Source organism: Paenibacillus sp. GM1FR, assembly GCF_002803315.1.
Lineage (GTDB): Bacteria > Bacillota > Bacilli > Paenibacillales > Paenibacillaceae > Paenibacillus > Paenibacillus amylolyticus.
Map to the genome: position 1 here is coordinate 1 of NZ_MKZL01000066.1, position 16,841 is coordinate 16,841.

At 46.1% G+C, this 16,841-nt stretch carries 20 protein-coding genes and 1 rRNA gene; 2 read left to right on the top strand and 19 right to left on the bottom strand.

Translation table 11 applies throughout. The features are described 5' to 3' along the window. Together PAEAM_RS29335 and PAEAM_RS29340 are read right to left on the bottom strand one after the other, a co-directional pair. Nucleotides 1-387 (bottom strand): 16S ribosomal RNA (locus tag PAEAM_RS29335); the annotation flags it as partial. A 458-nt stretch (nt 388-845) separates the two neighbouring features. Next, nucleotides 846-1,724 carry a nucleotidyltransferase-like protein gene (locus PAEAM_RS29340; RefSeq protein ID WP_036667991.1) on the bottom strand — a complete coding sequence of 293 codons (879 nt, stop codon included), beginning with the start codon at nt 1,722-1,724 and terminating at the stop codon, nt 846-848. 122 nt (nt 1,725-1,846) lie between these two features. On the opposite strand from PAEAM_RS29340, the gene PAEAM_RS29345 reads away from it, so the two are divergent. Continuing rightward, a complete protein-coding gene (locus PAEAM_RS29345) occupies nt 1,847-2,227 on the top strand; it encodes a DUF2614 family zinc ribbon-containing protein (protein ID WP_100529805.1) in 381 nt (126 codons plus the stop codon). A gap of 263 nt (nt 2,228-2,490) precedes the next feature. Here the strand turns inward: PAEAM_RS29345 and PAEAM_RS29350 are convergent, their stop codons facing one another. From PAEAM_RS29350 to uptA, 17 genes are all read right to left on the bottom strand, one after another. Next, nucleotides 2,491-4,221 carry a glycosyl hydrolase family 18 protein gene (locus tag PAEAM_RS29350; RefSeq protein ID WP_100529806.1) on the bottom strand — a complete coding sequence of 577 codons (1,731 nt, stop codon included), beginning with the start codon at nt 4,219-4,221 and terminating at the stop codon, nt 2,491-2,493. A 141-nt stretch (nt 4,222-4,362) separates the two neighbouring features. Next, entirely contained in the window at nt 4,363-4,785 is a 423-nt protein-coding gene (perR, locus tag PAEAM_RS29355) for a peroxide-responsive transcriptional repressor PerR (protein WP_026081471.1), read from the bottom strand. A gap of 167 nt (nt 4,786-4,952) precedes the next feature. After that, nucleotides 4,953-6,362: a DUF4097 family beta strand repeat-containing protein gene (locus tag PAEAM_RS29360; RefSeq protein ID WP_100529807.1), complete on the bottom strand. Its 1,410-nt coding sequence runs from the start codon at nt 6,360-6,362 to the stop codon at nt 4,953-4,955. Between the two features lie 26 nt (nt 6,363-6,388). Next, nucleotides 6,389-6,982 carry a hypothetical protein gene (locus tag PAEAM_RS29365; protein WP_100529808.1) on the bottom strand — a complete coding sequence of 198 codons (594 nt, stop codon included), beginning with the start codon at nt 6,980-6,982 and terminating at the stop codon, nt 6,389-6,391. Between the two features lie 147 nt (nt 6,983-7,129). Then, nucleotides 7,130-7,840: an MgtC/SapB family protein gene (locus PAEAM_RS29370; RefSeq protein WP_017692302.1), complete on the bottom strand. Its 711-nt coding sequence runs from the start codon at nt 7,838-7,840 to the stop codon at nt 7,130-7,132. 32 nt (nt 7,841-7,872) lie between these two features. Next, on the bottom strand, nt 7,873-8,337 hold the full coding sequence (locus PAEAM_RS29375; protein ID WP_100529809.1) for a GNAT family N-acetyltransferase: 465 nt from the start codon (nt 8,335-8,337) through the stop codon (nt 7,873-7,875). Between the two features lie 96 nt (nt 8,338-8,433). Then, the gene (gene gatB / locus PAEAM_RS29380; protein WP_047841558.1) at nt 8,434-9,873 is read right to left on the bottom strand and encodes an Asp-tRNA(Asn)/Glu-tRNA(Gln) amidotransferase subunit GatB; all 1,440 of its coding nucleotides are present in this window, start codon (nt 9,871-9,873) and stop codon (nt 8,434-8,436) included. 26 nt (nt 9,874-9,899) lie between these two features. Further along, nucleotides 9,900-11,357, bottom strand: a complete 1,458-nt coding sequence (gene gatA / locus PAEAM_RS29385) for an Asp-tRNA(Asn)/Glu-tRNA(Gln) amidotransferase subunit GatA (protein ID WP_036667997.1) — start codon at nt 11,355-11,357, stop codon at nt 9,900-9,902. Nucleotides 11,358-11,384: 27 nt separating this feature from the next. After that, nucleotides 11,385-11,672 (bottom strand): Asp-tRNA(Asn)/Glu-tRNA(Gln) amidotransferase subunit GatC, encoded by a 288-nt coding sequence (gene gatC, locus PAEAM_RS29390; protein ID WP_036607033.1) that lies wholly within the window; start codon nt 11,670-11,672, stop codon nt 11,385-11,387. Between the two features lie 205 nt (nt 11,673-11,877). Continuing rightward, nucleotides 11,878-12,261: a hypothetical protein gene (locus PAEAM_RS29395; RefSeq protein ID WP_024631336.1), complete on the bottom strand. Its 384-nt coding sequence runs from the start codon at nt 12,259-12,261 to the stop codon at nt 11,878-11,880. Nucleotides 12,262-12,392: 131 nt separating this feature from the next. Continuing rightward, nucleotides 12,393-12,623 carry a sigmaY antisigma factor component gene (locus PAEAM_RS29400; protein ID WP_207765611.1) on the bottom strand — a complete coding sequence of 77 codons (231 nt, stop codon included), beginning with the start codon at nt 12,621-12,623 and terminating at the stop codon, nt 12,393-12,395. Next, on the bottom strand, nt 12,616-12,951 hold the full coding sequence (locus PAEAM_RS29405) for a YxlC family protein (RefSeq protein ID WP_076319630.1): 336 nt from the start codon (nt 12,949-12,951) through the stop codon (nt 12,616-12,618). Before PAEAM_RS29405 ends, PAEAM_RS29400 begins: the two co-directional genes overlap by 8 nt. Before the next feature lie 2 nt (nt 12,952-12,953). Beyond that, nucleotides 12,954-13,484: an RNA polymerase sigma factor SigY gene (sigY, locus tag PAEAM_RS29410; RefSeq protein ID WP_047841562.1), complete on the bottom strand. Its 531-nt coding sequence runs from the start codon at nt 13,482-13,484 to the stop codon at nt 12,954-12,956. Nucleotides 13,485-13,585: 101 nt separating this feature from the next. After that, a complete protein-coding gene (locus tag PAEAM_RS29415; RefSeq protein WP_133120499.1) occupies nt 13,586-13,831 on the bottom strand; it encodes a hypothetical protein in 246 nt (81 codons plus the stop codon). Nucleotides 13,832-14,171: 340 nt separating this feature from the next. After that, nucleotides 14,172-14,804 carry an MBL fold metallo-hydrolase gene (locus tag PAEAM_RS29420; protein WP_036607016.1) on the bottom strand — a complete coding sequence of 211 codons (633 nt, stop codon included), beginning with the start codon at nt 14,802-14,804 and terminating at the stop codon, nt 14,172-14,174. 6 nt (nt 14,805-14,810) lie between these two features. Then, the gene (locus PAEAM_RS29425) at nt 14,811-15,380 is read right to left on the bottom strand and encodes a thioredoxin family protein (protein ID WP_017692292.1); all 570 of its coding nucleotides are present in this window, start codon (nt 15,378-15,380) and stop codon (nt 14,811-14,813) included. A 2-nt stretch (nt 15,381-15,382) separates the two neighbouring features. Beyond that, nucleotides 15,383-15,997 carry an undecaprenyl phosphate transporter UptA gene (gene uptA, locus PAEAM_RS29430; RefSeq protein WP_100529811.1) on the bottom strand — a complete coding sequence of 205 codons (615 nt, stop codon included), beginning with the start codon at nt 15,995-15,997 and terminating at the stop codon, nt 15,383-15,385. Nucleotides 15,998-16,157: 160 nt separating this feature from the next. Here uptA and PAEAM_RS29435 point away from each other — a divergent pair, with 160 nt between their 5' ends. Next, nucleotides 16,158-16,505: a hypothetical protein gene (locus PAEAM_RS29435; RefSeq protein WP_036607010.1), complete on the top strand. Its 348-nt coding sequence runs from the start codon at nt 16,158-16,160 to the stop codon at nt 16,503-16,505. The last annotated feature ends 336 nt before the right edge of the window (nt 16,506-16,841 follow it).

Genomic DNA, 16,841 nt, shown 5'->3' on the forward strand with positions numbered 1-16,841 from the left:
CCATTGCGGAAGATTCCCTACTGCTGCCTCCCGTAGGAGTCTGGGCCGTGTCTCAGTCCCAGTGTGGCCGATCACCCTCTCAGGTCGGCTACGCATCGTCGCCTTGGTGAGCCGTTACCTCACCAACTAGCTAATGCGCCGCAGGCCCATCCCCAAGTGACAGATTGCTCCGTCTTTCCAGTTCTCTTCAGGCGAAGAAAACAACTATTCGGTATTAGCTACCGTTTCCGGTAGTTGTCCCAAACTTGAGGGCAGGTTGCCTACGTGTTACTCACCCGTCCGCCGCTAAGCATCAAGGAAGCAAGCTTCCTATCAACTCCGCTCGACTTGCATGTATTAGGCATGCCGCCAGCGTTCGTCCTGAGCCAGGATCAAACTCTCCAATAAAGTATTGAAAAGAGCGATAAGCTCATTTTGAATCTGACGAGATTAAAAATCTCATTTGTGCTCCAGTCGATCCAAGCCAAGGCTTGTCTCAAACTTTCGCGTTCATTCTGTAAGCAGAATGTTTACTCACTCGTTGTTCAGTTTTCAAAGATCAAACACGATTTGTTCTACTTCTTCTTTCGTCTCAACCAAGTTTCGGCGGCGACTTAAATAATGTAACACATTTCGTTTGTTTTCGTCAAGAACTTTTTTTGATTTCTTTTTTGAAGCTTTAGTTCTTCACTTTTCCTCTGAAGAATTTATCGTTTGTTGACGATAATCTCGTTTGAGGAACGAAATATAATGTATCATATATCGTGAATGAGAGTCAACATCTTTTTATAAATTATTAAACAAACAAAAAAGGAAGGTTTCCCCTCCCTTATGTGATCAATATAATGTCAGGCCTCTGGAGAAGGTTATGCCTCAATCCAATACCGAATTTCCCGGCCCTCTCCTCCGATTGATGGCCATCCTGCCGATTCTTTTACAATAGAACGAAAGACCAACTTACGTATTACCAAAGGCAGATCTTCTCGAACAAATCTTAACTGTGGATGATGAACAAGTTCATTCATGCTCCACGGCTCCTTGCGACTTCTTAACACACGCAGCAGCAGTTCTGAGCACTCACTCATTTTGGACATTACGGAAAACTCACAGGCAAGCAGGACAAGCTCTACTCGCTGCTCCAGCGTCTCCGAGCTTACGGTAAGCTCTTGATATAGTTTCCATAAAGCGCGATCCAGATTCTGTACATGTGTCCAGACGGCATGATCCGGGTATATCCCCTGTTCAATCAATACAATTCTTGCCCAGTTCCCCAGAGCCTCTAATACATTGTAGTAGGCGTCTACAACATGACCTTCCTGAATATGACGTTTGGCCTCCACATACATTCTCAAGAAACTGGTGAATTCATGAAGCAGCTTCTGCTCACGCAATTCTGCCCCAAAGGTAGACAGTTCTTCTCGCAAATCACTTAAGGCGCTGTCCGCTTCCCAGATAATCTCACCTTCAATCAGACACTGGGTGAGATTATTATGATTCCCGGTTACTACACTACTCTTTAATTCATGGCGGCTCGCATAGATCATCTGATAACGAAGATCACCATATCTGTAATGTCCGACCGTCGACTTCAATTGATCATCATTATGAACAACAAGTACTAATAATTCGAAATCTTGAATTAGGGAGCCGTGGAATCGCTCTCCCGGGTGGGAATAAGCGATAGCCCCAACTGCCCCTGTCTCTTCCGACTGTTCGGACAAAAAAGCAAGGTTCTTTAATTCCACGATTCCCTCCATACATTTCATGGCAGATAAGCGCCAAGTCAGTTATAATGTAATTCTACATCCAGACTGAAGTTTCCTTCTTTTCCAGGTCCAATACTACTCATACGATAGGAGCATTTTTCATGATTTTTAAATCAGCAAAAATTAATGCTTTTCGCACTTGGGGATTACTACTGACCATGCTAGGTATGGGCCTAATGATACTGGGAACAGCCGGGATTGTTTTCTGGGGACATGCAGGCAAGGTATTCGCAGCTGTAGGACTCGTCATTGGACTGATTGCCATGATGGCCAGTCTAGCCATTTATTTCTGGGCGGGTATGCTCTCCACCAGCGCAGTACAAGTCGACTGTCCGGAATGCGGGAAGTTAACCAAAATGCTTGGCAAAACGGATCGTTGTATGTTCTGTCATACCATCCTCACCCTGGACCCTAATAGGGCCAACATGACCAGTCAACAACTGAAAGCGCCTTCTACACAAGCTCCCCCCACCGATGGTTAGCACAAAATGGTCTCCAACCGCTAAATGTCTTTTACCTTAATTTCATTGAAGAACAAAAAAAGGCCCGGTATGTTTACCGGACCTTTTTGGACTTGGCTTATAAGTGAACCCTTATTGCTGTTATCAATAGCTAAAATATGAAGTTAAGTTATAAGTTCTACGACCAATAAAACGGTAGACTGCACGTATGATGTTACCCAAGGAGAAACTTTGAGCTTAGCGAAAATAAATCAAAGAAATCAGACACTCTGAGTTCGAGTAAATTATTTCTGGTAACCAGCCTGCTTTAATACCTCCCATGCAGAGGCATTAGCAAAACTCCGATTCCATGCTGCTACTCCGCCCAGCTTCAACGAAGCAATCAAATCCACCCGCGCCTGAAGGGACACGGCATCTTCGATCCATATTTTCTTGGTAGCTCCGTCTTCCTTATATTCAACATAGTTCTGTCCACTTGCCTGATCCAGTTCAGGTTTGAGTTTCTTTTCTTGGATCAGCTCCACAATGGCATTCATGCCCACCGCTTTGGAAGACACTTTAACCTCACCCTGATCATTCGTCTCTTCCGTCCATATCCGGGTATAGAGCGGAACCGCCATGATCAACTTGTTAGAAGGGACTTCATCCTCCTCAAGAATGCGTTTCATGGAAGCCTCGGTCCAGGGGAGAGATGCTACCGAGCCAGCCTTGGGACTAGCCGCCCAATGTTCATCATACGCCATCACAATAACATAGTCTGCAAAAGAACCTAATGCACGGCGATCCAGAAAAGCGGACCACATCTCACTGTTTGATTTTGGTGTTACATCGATTGATAACATCAATCCATGTATACGAGCCATCGCCTTGATCTCGCGCACAAACTGCGTAATATTCGGCCCGTCATCTGTATACACGTTCTCAAAGTCGATGTTGATACCATCCAGTTGATACGTCTGTGCATACTCCAACATCTGCTCAATAATATGAGTGCGTGTCTCGTAAGAAGCTACAGCTTCTTTTGTAACGTCCGGATCAAAGCTGTTATCCATGAGTCCCCATACTTCCATACCCGAACGGTGAGCCCAGTTCACATAAGCTTGGTTTCCCTTGCTTTTCACAGTGCCCTGTCCATCCGTAATATGAAACCATGTGGGGCTGACCACATTCACACCGGGCATTTTACCGATAGAGCCCACATCAGGCTGACGATTGTACACGGCTTCCCAAACCAGATTTACCGGTTTATTCTGCCACTTCTTCTCTGCTGCAGTCGGCGTATACTTGGGCAAGTCCACCTTCTTTTTCTCGGTGAGGACAATATAATCATTATCTACATATCCGGCATATCCATTATCGAGTTGCACAAAACTCTGTTTATCACCTGTCTGCCATACACGTACCCGTGCATCCTTTTCCATATCGGCAATGATTGGTGAGGATTCTCCCCCACGTTTATATAACGGCACGGTCTTGTCCGCTTTGGATGACAATGTATCAATCTCTGCATACTGAATCATGTCTCCTCCACGCATCAGCAGCACAGCACCTGTTACTGAATCTTCCTGTACGGTTATGCCATATACTTCTTTCAAAGGTTTGAGCGGAATATAGGCTTCTCCGTCCTTAACCTCAGGCTTAACTGTCATAGGATAATCTTTGTGATTAAGTTCTGCTTGTGTGCTTCCATCTTTCATATGAAGGACTCGCTGAGGAGAGGCAATAATGATATCTCCCGATTCTGATTCATAACGTATGCCTGCATCAATCGCTTCTTGCAGCACATCTACAGGCAACTTGAGTTGATCTCCTGTACCCAGAGCGTCTCCATCCATCAGTTGCCCATCTACAAAAATAGGCTGGCTTCTTCCTACCCAGTCGGGGTCTTCATGGGTCTGGTTCAACCATACATTTGTTATAAGCCAGTAAGCCCCCCCGGCGATCAGACAAGCCCCGAGAAAACCGGGCCAAAATGAACGTCGCTTCTGACGTGTATATCTGCTTTTTCTACCCAAACGTCTACCTCCGTTAATTATGCTGATCATAAGGATGTGTGCATAAGTTGTTATAAAGATGAGCATTTTGCATAAATGCTAAAAAAAAAACGTGAAGAATCCATACTGAATTCTGCACGTTAATATTGTAATTCAACTCTCTTAATCCCTGCAACTTTTGCAAACACCATATACTTCCAATCGGTGACCGTGTACTTCGAATCCTGTACTAGACTCCGCCTGAAGCTCTACACTTTTGAGTGAAGGATAGCTGAAGTCTTCAATCTTGCCGCATTGATCACAGATAACATGATAATGATCCGTCACATTGGCATCGAAGCGACTTGAATTATCTCCGTATGTCAATTCCCGGACCATGCCAGCTTCCAGAAACATCTTCAAATTATTATATACCGTTGCCACGCTCATACTGGGAAATTGGGGTTCAAGGGCTCGGTAAATTTCATCGGCTGTCGGATGCCCCATGGATTCCATCAGATAGTTCAATATGGCATGACGCTGGGGTGTAATACGGACACCGGTCGTTTTCAGATGCTCCAACGCATGTTGGACACGTGTTGCCATAAAACCCACCGCCTTACCTTTCATTCTCTGGTGAAGAGTAAATTACTGTCTCCTCGCTCAGAGTTGATTCCCGGCCATTAAGAACGACAATCCATCTTTCATGCCGTGTAATCTTGCCAGTGTACATTTATTGTACGGCGATTACAAGTTTATTGTCAACGCGGCAGTCAAGGAACCTCTGTAGAATCCTCCTGGGAATTTACTCCGTCTTCGGTTGTCTGTTCCAGATTCTCAGCCGTATCTTCAGAATCAGGTGTAACTGCTTCAGGCGTAGATACAGCCGGGTTACTCTGAATGGTGAGATCACTATTGCCTTCAATTTTCACCCTGTACTCGCCCTCACCGAGCTGGCCTTCTATGGTTTTATTCTGTACTTTGAACGGCAGATCCGTACTTAGATCTCCATAACTGCTGGAACCCGCAAGACTGTAGTCTCCACGTTCGGGAAGTAATACGTTAATGGCTCCCACCGCACTGTACACATCCCAGTCCCCTCCGACTTTGGTAGATACGATGTTAATACTGCCATTAAGTGATTGGGCTTTGATTCCCAGATTGGCTCCATCCAGCGTAATATTGCCGTTGCGTGTCTCTGCGATGAATTCACCAACGGAGTCCGCAATACTGATACTTCCCACTTGTGTAGCAAGATCTACATCGCCGGAAATACCGCGAGCCTTCATATCTCCACGGTTACTGTCCAGATCGACATTACCTATGGCGTTGGCTACAATGACATCTCCGTTCAACGTTTTCCCGGAGATATCTCCAACAGCATTGGTAATCCGGATACGTCCGTTACCCGTTTCGGCCAGTATGGTACTAATGGCTTCCGGACGGTTTAATAATATGGCTCCATTGGAAGTTCGAATATCCAGATTAAAACGACGATCATCCGGGATCGTTATGGTAAGATTCATACGTGGCTGCGTTTTTTCATTGTCTCCATAAGTCTTGCCTGTAGCTTTGATATAAATTACTTTTGTACCATCGGCCTCTACAAAAGAGGCTGCTGCAACGGCCTTTGCCTGTACTTCCGTCGTCTGATCTACCCAGATCACCGTCCGTACTTCAATCTCATCCGTATCTCCGCGTTGTACCGAGATATCTCCGTTGACACCTTCAACCACCAGGTCTGACGTATCCATGCGAACAGGTACACGAATCGTGCCCTTATCCTCCATATACCCTGCTGCTTGACTGTAGTCCATGGATGCCGCTCCGAGATTTAGACTCACTCTATTCCATAAGTGCATGTAGTGATCCTGCTCGGTGACGATAAATACGGAAGCCGCCAAAATCAGTGAGGTTAGAATGCCCTTGGCATCGGGTCTGAAGCGTACTTTGATTTGCTCATCAGGATTGCTCGGGTTATCTGATTGCACCTTGTTTCTTCTGCGTGTCCACAGGAACAGCACAATATATTCAACACCTAAAACAACGAGCAAAAATGGCCACCAGTCCACCATCTCATATACGTAGTCAGTTCCCCACCGTTTATCCAAAATCAACAGCACACCGACCGCTATGATTAAGGCGGCAGCCGTATAGCGGCCAACCCGGACTTTACGGTTCATCACGTTCCCTCCTTGTATCGTTTCCACTACATTTTTTTCTTGTTCAACATCACCCAGAACTCACGACCAAACAGAAGCAAACCGCCTACGATCATGAGAACTGCAAATGAATATCCGCCGTACATGGCGAGAAGTTCTTGAAACCAACGTGGTTTGCGAAAAAAAAGTACCATCAAAGATCCTCCCACAATCAGAAGTAATCCAAACGATATGCCTCTCTCCCAGACCATCATTGCATCTCGTGTAGAACGTTCATTGGTTATCGGCTTGTCCGAAGTTGCCTGGGTTACTGCTCTACGTCTGCGCATCATGACCCAATCTGCAGATTGCAACACATCATATACATTGTAAAAGTAAATAACCGGAATACACAAAGCCAGCAAGATGAGCAATGGCACATTGATCTGTATACCAATAGATGAGAAGTACAACACTGCTGACAGATCAAGCAAAACAAGCAGCATAAAGGTCAAACCCCTCATGTACAATCTCAGATAAATATGACCCAGGCCAGGAATAATGGCACTCATTAATCCCGCAATAAACTTGTGAGTCCGATTTCTGACCGGTTTGGTCTGAACTGTACGAGTCTTTGGGTTCAATTGACGTCTCCGTTTCATAACATACTCCTCTCTTCTGATCTGACCTTCCGCTCTTCATGCATTTGGTTAGATAGTACCCTAAAGAGCAAGGAGAGTAACTGGAAGAAATATGGATATGACCAAAAACCCTCCGGCACTACTGGCCTGGGGAGGGCTGTAATTCATTTATTCGATCGACACCTTGGTAACGTGTTCCCATTGTCTTAACTTGGATACCAAGCCTACCGTTTGGAAATCATGCGGTACCTGGACATGTAATACAATCTCAATTTTACGTTCAACCGACACCATCTCTGCATAAGCCAGGTCTTGTTCATTCACGGTGATTTTACGAATTTTGATCTTCTCCTGCTCCATACATGAAGACAATTGTTCGAGAAAACCGGGTTCTGACAAGGTATGAAGTGTAACAACATGCAGTTTGTTCCCTCGCAAATACCTCAGCTCTAATTTGTTAAAGACCCAGAGATTAAGTAATACCAGAACGGTGGATACGATAGAGGCAAAAAAGAATCCCGCACCTGCTGCGAGCCCAATGGCTGCAACAACCCAGATTGAAGCAGCTGTAGTCAGTCCGGTAATGGATTTTCCCGTGAAGAGAATTGTCCCTGCTCCCAGGAATCCGACACCAGTAATTACAGCAGTAGCCAAACGCGCTGGATCGATCCTTACATTTAATTCATTAGCAAAATCTTTAAAGCCATAAACAGACAACATCATAATCAGTGCAGAGCCAAGACATACCAGGATATGGGTACGCAAACCGGCAGCATGATTGGACCGTTCCCGCTCCAGGCCTACGAGCCCTCCAAGCAGCATAGCCAGCAATAATCGTAATAAAATGTGCCACTCATCAATGAACCAGGGATCGCCCAAAGTCGGTATTCCTCCTCAAGTTGTTAATATTATTAAAGTTTATTCTTATGAAAAGTCGTTAATTCCACCCCAGGTGCAATCTGTGTGACTTCCACAGGCGTAAAACCAAATTTGGTGTACAGATTCACTGCGGGTTGATTCAGCGTTCCTGTGGAGACGATATAACGCGGAAGATCCGCATGCTGTTCCAACACATACGTCATCAAAGAGGCCGCAATTCCCTTGCGAAAGTGATCCGGGTGCACCATCATTCGTGTAATGGTCAGTGAATCCTCCTCTTCCTCCGCTACAGCGACAGCCCCTATAAGCTCTCCGTCATCATGGATACAACCATAAAAACTCTCTCCACAATCCCGAAGTGTCTCCATCGAATCCATCAAAGGAGGAATCTCCTGAAATCCGATGATTTCGGCTTCCAATCGATAGGCCACATGTTGTAGTCTCCATAACTGTCCCAACGTCTCCAGATCACTCAGTGACAATGGTTGAATGTTCATATCCGTTCCCCCGTCCGAAATACATTTGTATCTATTAATACCAAAAAGAGGCTGTCACAGGGACGAGCCTCTTTCTGTCCGGCCTCACCGGAAGGATTAGCGGTTCAGTACATCTGCAAGCAGTTGGTTGGCTAGAGCGGGATTCGCCTTGCCTTTACTTTCTTTCATAACCTGACCAACAAGGAAGCCAATGGCTTTTTGTTTACCAGCTTTATAGTCTTCCACGGATTGAGGATTATTCGCTACAACCTGCTCAACGATGGCAAGAATGGCGCCTTCATCACTAATCTGAACAAGACCCTTCTCTTCAACGATCTGCTGTGGAAGCTTACCACTCTCCAGCATTTCCTTGAATACCGTTTTGGCGATTTTGCTGTTGATTGTGCCCTTCTCAAGCAGGCCAATCATCTCACCCAAGCCTTGACCTGTCAGTGGAACTTGAGTCACTTCAAGGTTGCTCGTATTCAGGTAACCCAGCAAGTCGCCCATGATCCAGTTGGATACGGACTTCGCATCCTGAGTGTATTTCAGACTATCTTCAAAAAGATCTGCCACAGCTTTGGAGGAGGTAATAACCTCTGCATCATAGCTAGGCAATCCATAATCAGCCGTGTAACGCGCCTTGCGCTCGTCTGGAAGCTCAGGTATGGTAGCTCTGATCCGCTCTTTCCAGGCTTCATCGATATGAAGCTTCACCAGATCCGGGTCCGGGAAATAACGATAGTCATGCGCCTGTTCCTTACCACGCATCGACAGTGTTTTTCCTTGAGCTTCGTCCCAACGACGCGTCTCCTGAACCACTTCGCCGCCATCATCCAGAATCTCAGCCTGGCGATATTGTTCATATTCGAGACCACGCTGAACACCACGGAAGGAGTTCATGTTTTTCAGTTCAGCTCTTGTTCCGAGCTTCTCCTGTCCATGTGGACGCAAACTGATGTTAGCGTCACAACGCAGTGATCCTTCCTCCATCTTCACGTCCGACACATCACAGTACTGCATGATCGCACGCATTTTTTCAAGATACGCACGCGCCTCTTCCGGAGAAGAAATCTCAGGTTCGGATACAATCTCAACGAGTGGAGTACCGACACGGTTAAAGTCCACCAGAGAAGCGTATCCGCCATCGATATGGGTAAGCTTCCCTGCATCTTCTTCCAAGTGAAGACGTGTGATGCCGATTCGTTTCGTTTCACCATTCACTTCGATATCAATCCAGCCGTTCTCACCGATTGGTTGATCAAATTGCGAGATTTGATAAGCTTTTGGTGAATCGGGGTAAAAGTAGTTTTTACGGTCAAACTTGCTGACATCAGCAATCGTACAATTCAGGGCCATCGCTGCCTTCATGGCGTAGTCTACCGCCTGACGATTCAGTACTGGCAGTACACCCGGATGTCCGAGACAGACCGGGCAGGTATGCGTGTTCGGCGGAGCTCCAAAAGCTGTGGAGCAGCCACAGAAAATTTTGGAGTTGGTATGCAACTCCACGTGGACTTCAAGTCCAACGACCGTTTCATATTTAGATGCGGACATTTCTATATTCCTCCGTTCCGGGCAGTCTACAGCTGCGGACGCTGCTTGTGGAATTCTGTATTTTGTTCAAACGCATGCGCTACACGCAATACGGTTGTTTCATCAAAGGCTTTACCGATAATCTGCAGGCCAACAGGCAATCCATCGGAGAATCCACATGGAATGCTAACAGCAGGTACACCAGCAAGGTTAACCGGAATAGTCAAAATATCATTCAGATACATTGTAAGTGGATCATCCACCTGTGAACCCAGTTTGAACGCCGTAGTTGGCGCAGTTGGTCCAATAATGACATCATATTTGGCAAATACATTGTCGAAATCCTGTTTGATCAATGTACGTACCTTCTGTGCTTTCAGATAATAGGCATCATAGTAACCCGAGCTGAGTGCATACGTTCCGAGCATGATACGTCGTTTCACTTCGGGACCAAAGCCTTGACTGCGGGACTGATGGTACAGATCCAGCAAGTTATCCGGATTGTCAGCACGCACGCCATAACGTACACCATCAAATCGAGCCAAGTTGGAAGAAGCCTCTGAAGATGCCAGCAGGTAATACGTAGCCACCGCATATTCGGTATGCGGAAGGGATACTTCTTCCCATGTTGCCCCGAGCCCTTCGAGAACTTTCAATGCAGACAGTACTGTCTCTTTCACTTGTGGATCTACGCCTTCACCGATGTATTCCTTCGGAACAGCAATGCGAAGCCCTTTAACATCACCTGTCAGTCCGCTCAAATAATCCGGAATCTCTACTTTTGCAGATGTCGAATCTTTGGCGTCATAACCAGCAATAGCTTGCAATACATAAGCAGAATCTTCAACATTTTTCGTCAAAGGTCCGATCTGATCCAGGGATGATGCAAATGCAACCAATCCAAAGCGGGAAACAAGTCCGTACGTCGGCTTCAATCCAACAACACCGCAATACGAAGCAGGCTGTCTGATGGAGCCACCTGTATCTGATCCAAGCGTGAAGTATGCTTCTCCCGCAGCCACAGCTGCTGCCGAACCACCGCTGGAACCTCCTGGAACACGATCCAGTGCCCATGGATTACGCACAGGGGAGAAACTTGAATTCTCATTGGAGCCGCCCATGGCAAATTCGTCCATGTTGAGTTTACCAATAGTTACGGTGTCCGCAGCTTTCAATTTCTCAACAACTGTCGCGTCATACACCGGGTCGAAATTACGAAGGAATTGGCTGCCACACGTCGTGCGCAGTCCGTTCGTAACGATGTTATCCTTAATACCTACAGGCAGGCCAAAAAGCAAACCTTTCTCCTCGCCGCTAACCAGACGGTCATCCAGTTGACGTGCACGAGCGCGTGCTTGTTCTTCATCCAGTGCCAAATATGCCTTAACCTTATCGTCATGCGCGCCAATGTTCTGATACGCCTGATCCACCAGATCGCTGACCGACAGCTCTTTGGCATGCAGCTTGTTATGTAACTCAGGCAACGATTGTTCAAATAAACTCACAGTTTTTGTCCTCCTTCCGGTTATCCGTTATTCCATTACTGCAGGCACTTTAAACTGCCCGTCTTCTTCTTCCGGTGCATTGCGCATCACCTGTTCAATCGACAGGCTTTCTTTGGTCTCATCTTCACGCATAACATTGCTTACGTGCAGAACGTGAGTGGTGGGCTCGATGTCTTCTGTATCCAGCTCATTCAGCTTTTCTGCATATTTTAAAATCGCGTTCAGCTGACCTGTCAGGGTCTGTTCTTCTTCAGCAGTCAAGTTGAGCCGGGCCAGCTTGGCCACATGCTGAACGTCATTATTCGAAATACTCATTAGCGGATGCCTCCTTCATTCGTTCTGATTCCCGAAACGACCTGAAACGAATCGCTCGTTTAACGGGCTAAAGTCTCAAGATAACTTTTTTCATTATAGGTGAGATAGTTCGACAATTCAATGCAAATGACCTGACGGGCTTCCGGGAAGCTAAAATCAAACTTATAAAATAAAAAAGAGCCGGCATCAGCCGACTCTTAAAATTCTAAATCCATGCACGCAGATTAACCTGCTTTATAAAATCCGCCTGTGACATAACATCGTTCGCGGTTTCCTCTTCCTCTTCCACAGCTTGAAAATCTCCGTTCATCAGATGATGAAACAGCTTCTCATTGTGTGTCGCAAGGGCGTAATCTATCAACGCTTCTCGCTCGACCCGCTCAGCTTCCTGCTTCAGCAGAACCTCTTCCAGATCGACGTCGCCGGATGGAACAAAAAAGTTCCGGTTCACCTGCGGCACTCGAAGCACGTAATCGAACGCATTGTCCGGATTCCGGTCATAAGCGATGATGAAACCATATTCCCCCACAGGAAGATTCTGCTCAAACGCATCCGCGACGATGACAACCTTCTCTCCTAATCGCAGCATCGTCTAACCTCCTGGTAGTCTATCATTAATATTTATTTGTATAGTCTACTAGAAAAGAATAACGATGTCTAGGAATACTAGAATTAAACAACATATTTGTGCAAAATCTTTTTTCCATTTTTAAAATGATGTTATTTCGGATTCCGTGCACCTGGTTTTCGCTGTGATCGAATCACGACAAACCAGTATATTATAAGCGGCGTGGGAAATCCTGTGATGCCCCATAATCCCCATAACCAAGGGAAACGTCCACGTCTGCGTGCGTCCTGAAAAATCCATGTGCCCTGAACCAGAAGAAAAATGCCAAGCAATGTAAGCCACAGTGGAGAAATCTCATCCAATGAATAATGCATTTTATTCATGATGAACCTCCTTCCGGCGCCGTCCGGCCCAGATTACAACCAAAATCACCGCAACAGCTGTACCAAGAGCCTGAATTCCCAGATATAGAGCTGGAGCAGATACGAAAAATAATGCACTAAAGGTAATGGCAAGCAATCCAACCAACCAAAAACATATCATCTCGATCCAATTGGCTCGACGTCTAATCTGTCTCCGTTCCCTGACTTGGGCTTCAAGTGCACCCAAAGAAGGAATACTTGTCGGCTCAAATGCATCATCCAGCACTTTCATGTGTTGCTGCAATCGTTCCACAACTTCTTGTTCTTGTGCATCATCTGATCTGCTCATCCTTATTCCAGCTCCTTTCTTAACTGACGGAGACCATAAGCTGTGCGTGACTTCACCGTTCCCGCAGGAATACCCAGCATTTCCCCGATCTCGTCATATCCGTATCCATAATAATGCTTCAGTAGCACTGCTACACGATGTTCGGGTGTCAGTCTTGTCATCGCATCCATGACATCTGTCCATTCTTCATTCCGAGTCTCAAGCTGCCAGCGGAATCGACGTACAGCCTGATCCCGAATGAGAGAAAGCCAGTTCTGTTCTCTCTTCTTACGTCTTGTCTTATCGATATAGATGCGAGTCGCAATGGTGATCATCCATGATGAAAAGGCAGACGTGCCATCATATCGATGGATATTTTCCATACAACGAATCATCGTATCCTGCACCGTCTCTTCTGCGAGGTTAGCGTCCATTGTCACTTTCACAAGATACTTATATACAAACGTGTAGTGACGTTGCAACAACGCTGCGAGTGCGCTATCGTCTCCCGATACTGCTCTGCGTACCTCTTCCAGCTCAGCTGCCTTTATCATGAAATCACCTGCTTCCCGTTCAATCTGGAGTTAATACGACAGGCTCTGCAAAAACGTTCAATGAAATCAAAAAAAATCAAACCCGACAATTTCCCGGGCAATCAGACTTGATTCCGGTAATCTTGCAGCTTGTCGAACCACGGTTGGTTGCGGGCTCCGTTTCTTAAAACACGGCTTGTCCATATATTCTGCTGAGACTTCATCACTTCATTGGTCACGCTGGGGTTATGTATTAAAGCTCGCTCAGTACCTGTTTCTCTTTTCCCACTTTCCAATATGCGACGGTTTTCTTCAATGATCGGATACTCGACACGCTGATTCAACGGAATAACTCTTGTTTTCTCCACTTTGATATTCCCCACTCTCATGATCTACTATTTCTTAAATTTATTATTTCTAAATCAATCTGTACTTGCTGGTAACTTGCTATTGGTATCAAACTGGCTTGTGATGAGGCGCATCTTGCATCTCTATGTAGCGTAAAAAAGGGTAATTCTGTGATAAAAAGGGGCTGAAAACAAAAAAAGAACGCAAACCGGGTATAGACCACAGTCTGCGTGCTTCGCGAGGTTGGGTGTTTCTTGGTAATGCTTCAGTTAGATGATGCCTTAACGCTTGTAACAACTAATTGCTATTCTAATGAAAAAGTTGTCACTTGTCCAGACTTTCTTCACATATCATGTCGGATTATCTTGCGGACACGTAAGGATTGTTCTGTTTCTCATAACCAATGGTCGTTTTGGGACCATGACCTGGATATACTTTAACCTCATCAGCAAAGGTGTAAAGCTTGTTCTGGATTGAATCAATCAGATCCCGTTCACGGCCTCCTGTCAGGTCCGTTCTGCCCACACCCATGCGGAACAGCACATCACCGGCAAACAGGTCGTTATCACAAAGCAAACTTACACTGCCTGGGGAATGTCCAGGTGTATGGAACACTTTAAACGTATGACCAATCAGATTCAGCTTCTGCCCTTCGTCCATGGCATATTCAGCAGGATCTGTCGAAAGCGGTGGTGTCGCCTGTGGCCAATTCAAAGATCCATTTAATTTCGGGGTGGTCAGCCAGTCACTCTCCAAGTCATGAAGATAAACGGGACATCCCTTCAATTTACGGATCTCATCTACCCCACCCATATGATCAAAGTGAGCATGAGTGAGGAGAATGGCTTCGATCTCCAAGTCTTGGATCGCCTTAAGCAGCGGCCCTGGATTCATGCCTGGATCGATAATGACGGCTTTGCCCGGATCATCTCCTTGTAAAAGATACGCGTTGGTCTGAAGCGGGCCTAGTGTAAACGTACGAATGTTAAGCATATCGGCTTAGTAACCCGAAATCAGTTCACGCAGCTCACGGATAATGGCCGCATGTGACTCCGTTCCTTCCCCATAACGTTTACCAATCTCTTGACGCGCTACAGCCAAATTTTCTTGATAATCTGCTGCTTCACGATCCGGATTAAGGCGTTTGAATTCAATCATGACTTCCTGTACATGCTGCGGACGAGGTCCCCACTGACCTAACACATGACCACCTGTATCTGCAAAAATAACGACTGGCACGGAACGGCCACCCATCGTCAGGAACTCATCCATCACTTCCGGATGGTTCTCCATGATCAGAACTTCTGTTGGAATTCCTGAGATTTCAAGCGCCTGGAACACAACCGGAATATTACGGACAACATCCCCGCACCAGTCAGCAGCCAGAATTAACACACGCAGATCATCGCGATGGTTCAGGCTCTCAAAGAACTCACGATCCTCTTCGTTCGACCAAGTAAAGCTATCATAGTTGGCCTGGAATTCACTTTGGTTCTTGGTCATACTCTCGATAAAATCTTTCGGTGGAAGACCTTTACCGAATTTGTGAGACAAGTTGGGTTTACCCATGACTAGACACTTCCTTTCTTTTTACGAACATTCATCCATTTAATAAGTACATAAACGATCATAAGGGCGAGAGCGACAAGCAAAATAGGCATAACATATGGTGCCGCTTTCTCATCAATATGCTCCCATTGATCTCCAAGAATCATCCCTAAATATATAAACAATGCAGTCCAAGGTATAACAGCGAGTGTAGTAAGCAAGATGAATTTGCCTGTGTGCATTTTCGTGATGCCAGCCGGGATGGAGATTGCATGTCTTACCACCGGAACAAAACGCGCTGTGAAAATGACACCTGTACCATACTTGCGGAACCACTCCTCGGAATGGTCGATGTGTTTTTTCTGGATGAGTATGTATTTACCGTAGCGTTCAAGCACAGGTCTGCCGCCATAACGGCCAATCCAGTAAATAAATAACTGGGCAATCACACCGCCCACCGTACCAAAAATCATAGCACCGAAGAAGTTGATATTACCTTGTGAAACGAGAAAACCTCCATACGCCAGCACAATTTCGCTTGGGATAACTTCCAACATTAATCCAAGCATGATTCCAAAGTACCCAAGACTTTGAATCCAATCGAACAATTGGCCAACAAGGTTATGAATAAAGTCCATCTCAACCCTCTTTCTCCATCCTGATTGGCGGTGCCCCTCCGCACCATGGATGTTCGTCCCTATTTTATCACAGGGCTGTGGACGTTGCTACTTCACGAGGTTGGGATAGTGTCCCGTTCGCAGCAGTCCGCATATGGTATGGGGAGAGGAGCGTGAGAAGATGTCACACAAGTCAATACCCGGCTCTCCGCCGGTCAAACATACGCAATCCGGTCAAAACCTTCCTTCCGCCAGAGGAATTCGCAGAGCATGCAGCAAGGAATTGTACCGGACAGCCAAAAGGCTAAAAGTATATGTCTCTCCCGAACGGATGAAACAGGCGGAAGAATATTATTACGGTAAGGTGATCACAAATCTGCTCTGGATTGGGGAGAATCGCGACAACCGCAAGAAATTATGTGAGTGGTGGAACAAGGATGTCAGTGCAGAGATCGCCGCGATGTGGGAAGTAGACGTTGAACCATTAAAAGATGCGTTTCAGCACGCATTTGGCGGTTATCGTCTGTAGATTATGGAGGAGCGAGGCAGATAGCTGTGTCTTCAAACCTACTGAAAGACGTAGCAAAGCTGAAGCGAATCTTAAGCGAATCTGAACATGTTAGGAACGGGTGAGGGCACAGGCACTGTGTCCTTAACGTGTGATGTTAATGCCCCCTTCACGTACGAGCAAGCGATAGAGACAACATAAATGCGAATTGCTCACTTATGATGTAAAGCTTCGCTCTGGGCGGAGTTCAGGGTCGTCCTCTGGCTTGCGGATCGAGCAGAGCATGGAGCCGACCACCATGGGGAGCATGAACATAAGCTGGGATTATATTTTCATGCTAATGCTCATAACTCATAC

Excerpts from the sequence above, each read along its gene's own strand:
- PAEAM_RS29345 (WP_100529805.1), top strand. The coding sequence starts at position 1,847 with ATGATTTTTAAATCAGCAAAAATTAATGCTTTTCGCACTTGGGGATTA.
- perR (WP_026081471.1), bottom strand. The coding sequence starts at position 4,785 with ATGGCAACACGTGTCCAACATGCGTTGGAGCATCTGAAAACGACCGGT.
- PAEAM_RS29360 (WP_100529807.1), bottom strand. The coding sequence starts at position 6,362 with ATGAACCGTAAAGTCCGGGTTGGCCGCTATACGGCTGCCGCCTTAATC.
- PAEAM_RS29365 (WP_100529808.1), bottom strand. The coding sequence starts at position 6,982 with ATGAAACGGAGACGTCAATTGAACCCAAAGACTCGTACAGTTCAGACC.
- PAEAM_RS29375 (WP_100529809.1), bottom strand. The coding sequence starts at position 8,337 with ATGAACATTCAACCATTGTCACTGAGTGATCTGGAGACGTTGGGACAG.
- gatB (WP_047841558.1), bottom strand. The coding sequence starts at position 9,873 with ATGTCCGCATCTAAATATGAAACGGTCGTTGGACTTGAAGTCCACGTG.
- gatC (WP_036607033.1), bottom strand. The coding sequence starts at position 11,672 with ATGAGTATTTCGAATAATGACGTTCAGCATGTGGCCAAGCTGGCCCGG.
- PAEAM_RS29395 (WP_024631336.1), bottom strand. The coding sequence starts at position 12,261 with ATGCTGCGATTAGGAGAGAAGGTTGTCATCGTCGCGGATGCGTTTGAG.
- PAEAM_RS29400 (WP_207765611.1), bottom strand. The coding sequence starts at position 12,623 with ATGAATAAAATGCATTATTCATTGGATGAGATTTCTCCACTGTGGCTT.
- PAEAM_RS29405 (WP_076319630.1), bottom strand. The coding sequence starts at position 12,951 with ATGAGCAGATCAGATGATGCACAAGAACAAGAAGTTGTGGAACGATTG.
- sigY (WP_047841562.1), bottom strand. The coding sequence starts at position 13,484 with ATGATAAAGGCAGCTGAGCTGGAAGAGGTACGCAGAGCAGTATCGGGA.
- PAEAM_RS29420 (WP_036607016.1), bottom strand. The coding sequence starts at position 14,804 with ATGCTTAACATTCGTACGTTTACACTAGGCCCGCTTCAGACCAACGCG.
- PAEAM_RS29425 (WP_017692292.1), bottom strand. The coding sequence starts at position 15,380 with ATGGGTAAACCCAACTTGTCTCACAAATTCGGTAAAGGTCTTCCACCG.
- uptA (WP_100529811.1), bottom strand. The coding sequence starts at position 15,997 with ATGGACTTTATTCATAACCTTGTTGGCCAATTGTTCGATTGGATTCAA.
- PAEAM_RS29435 (WP_036607010.1), top strand. The coding sequence starts at position 16,158 with ATGTCACACAAGTCAATACCCGGCTCTCCGCCGGTCAAACATACGCAA.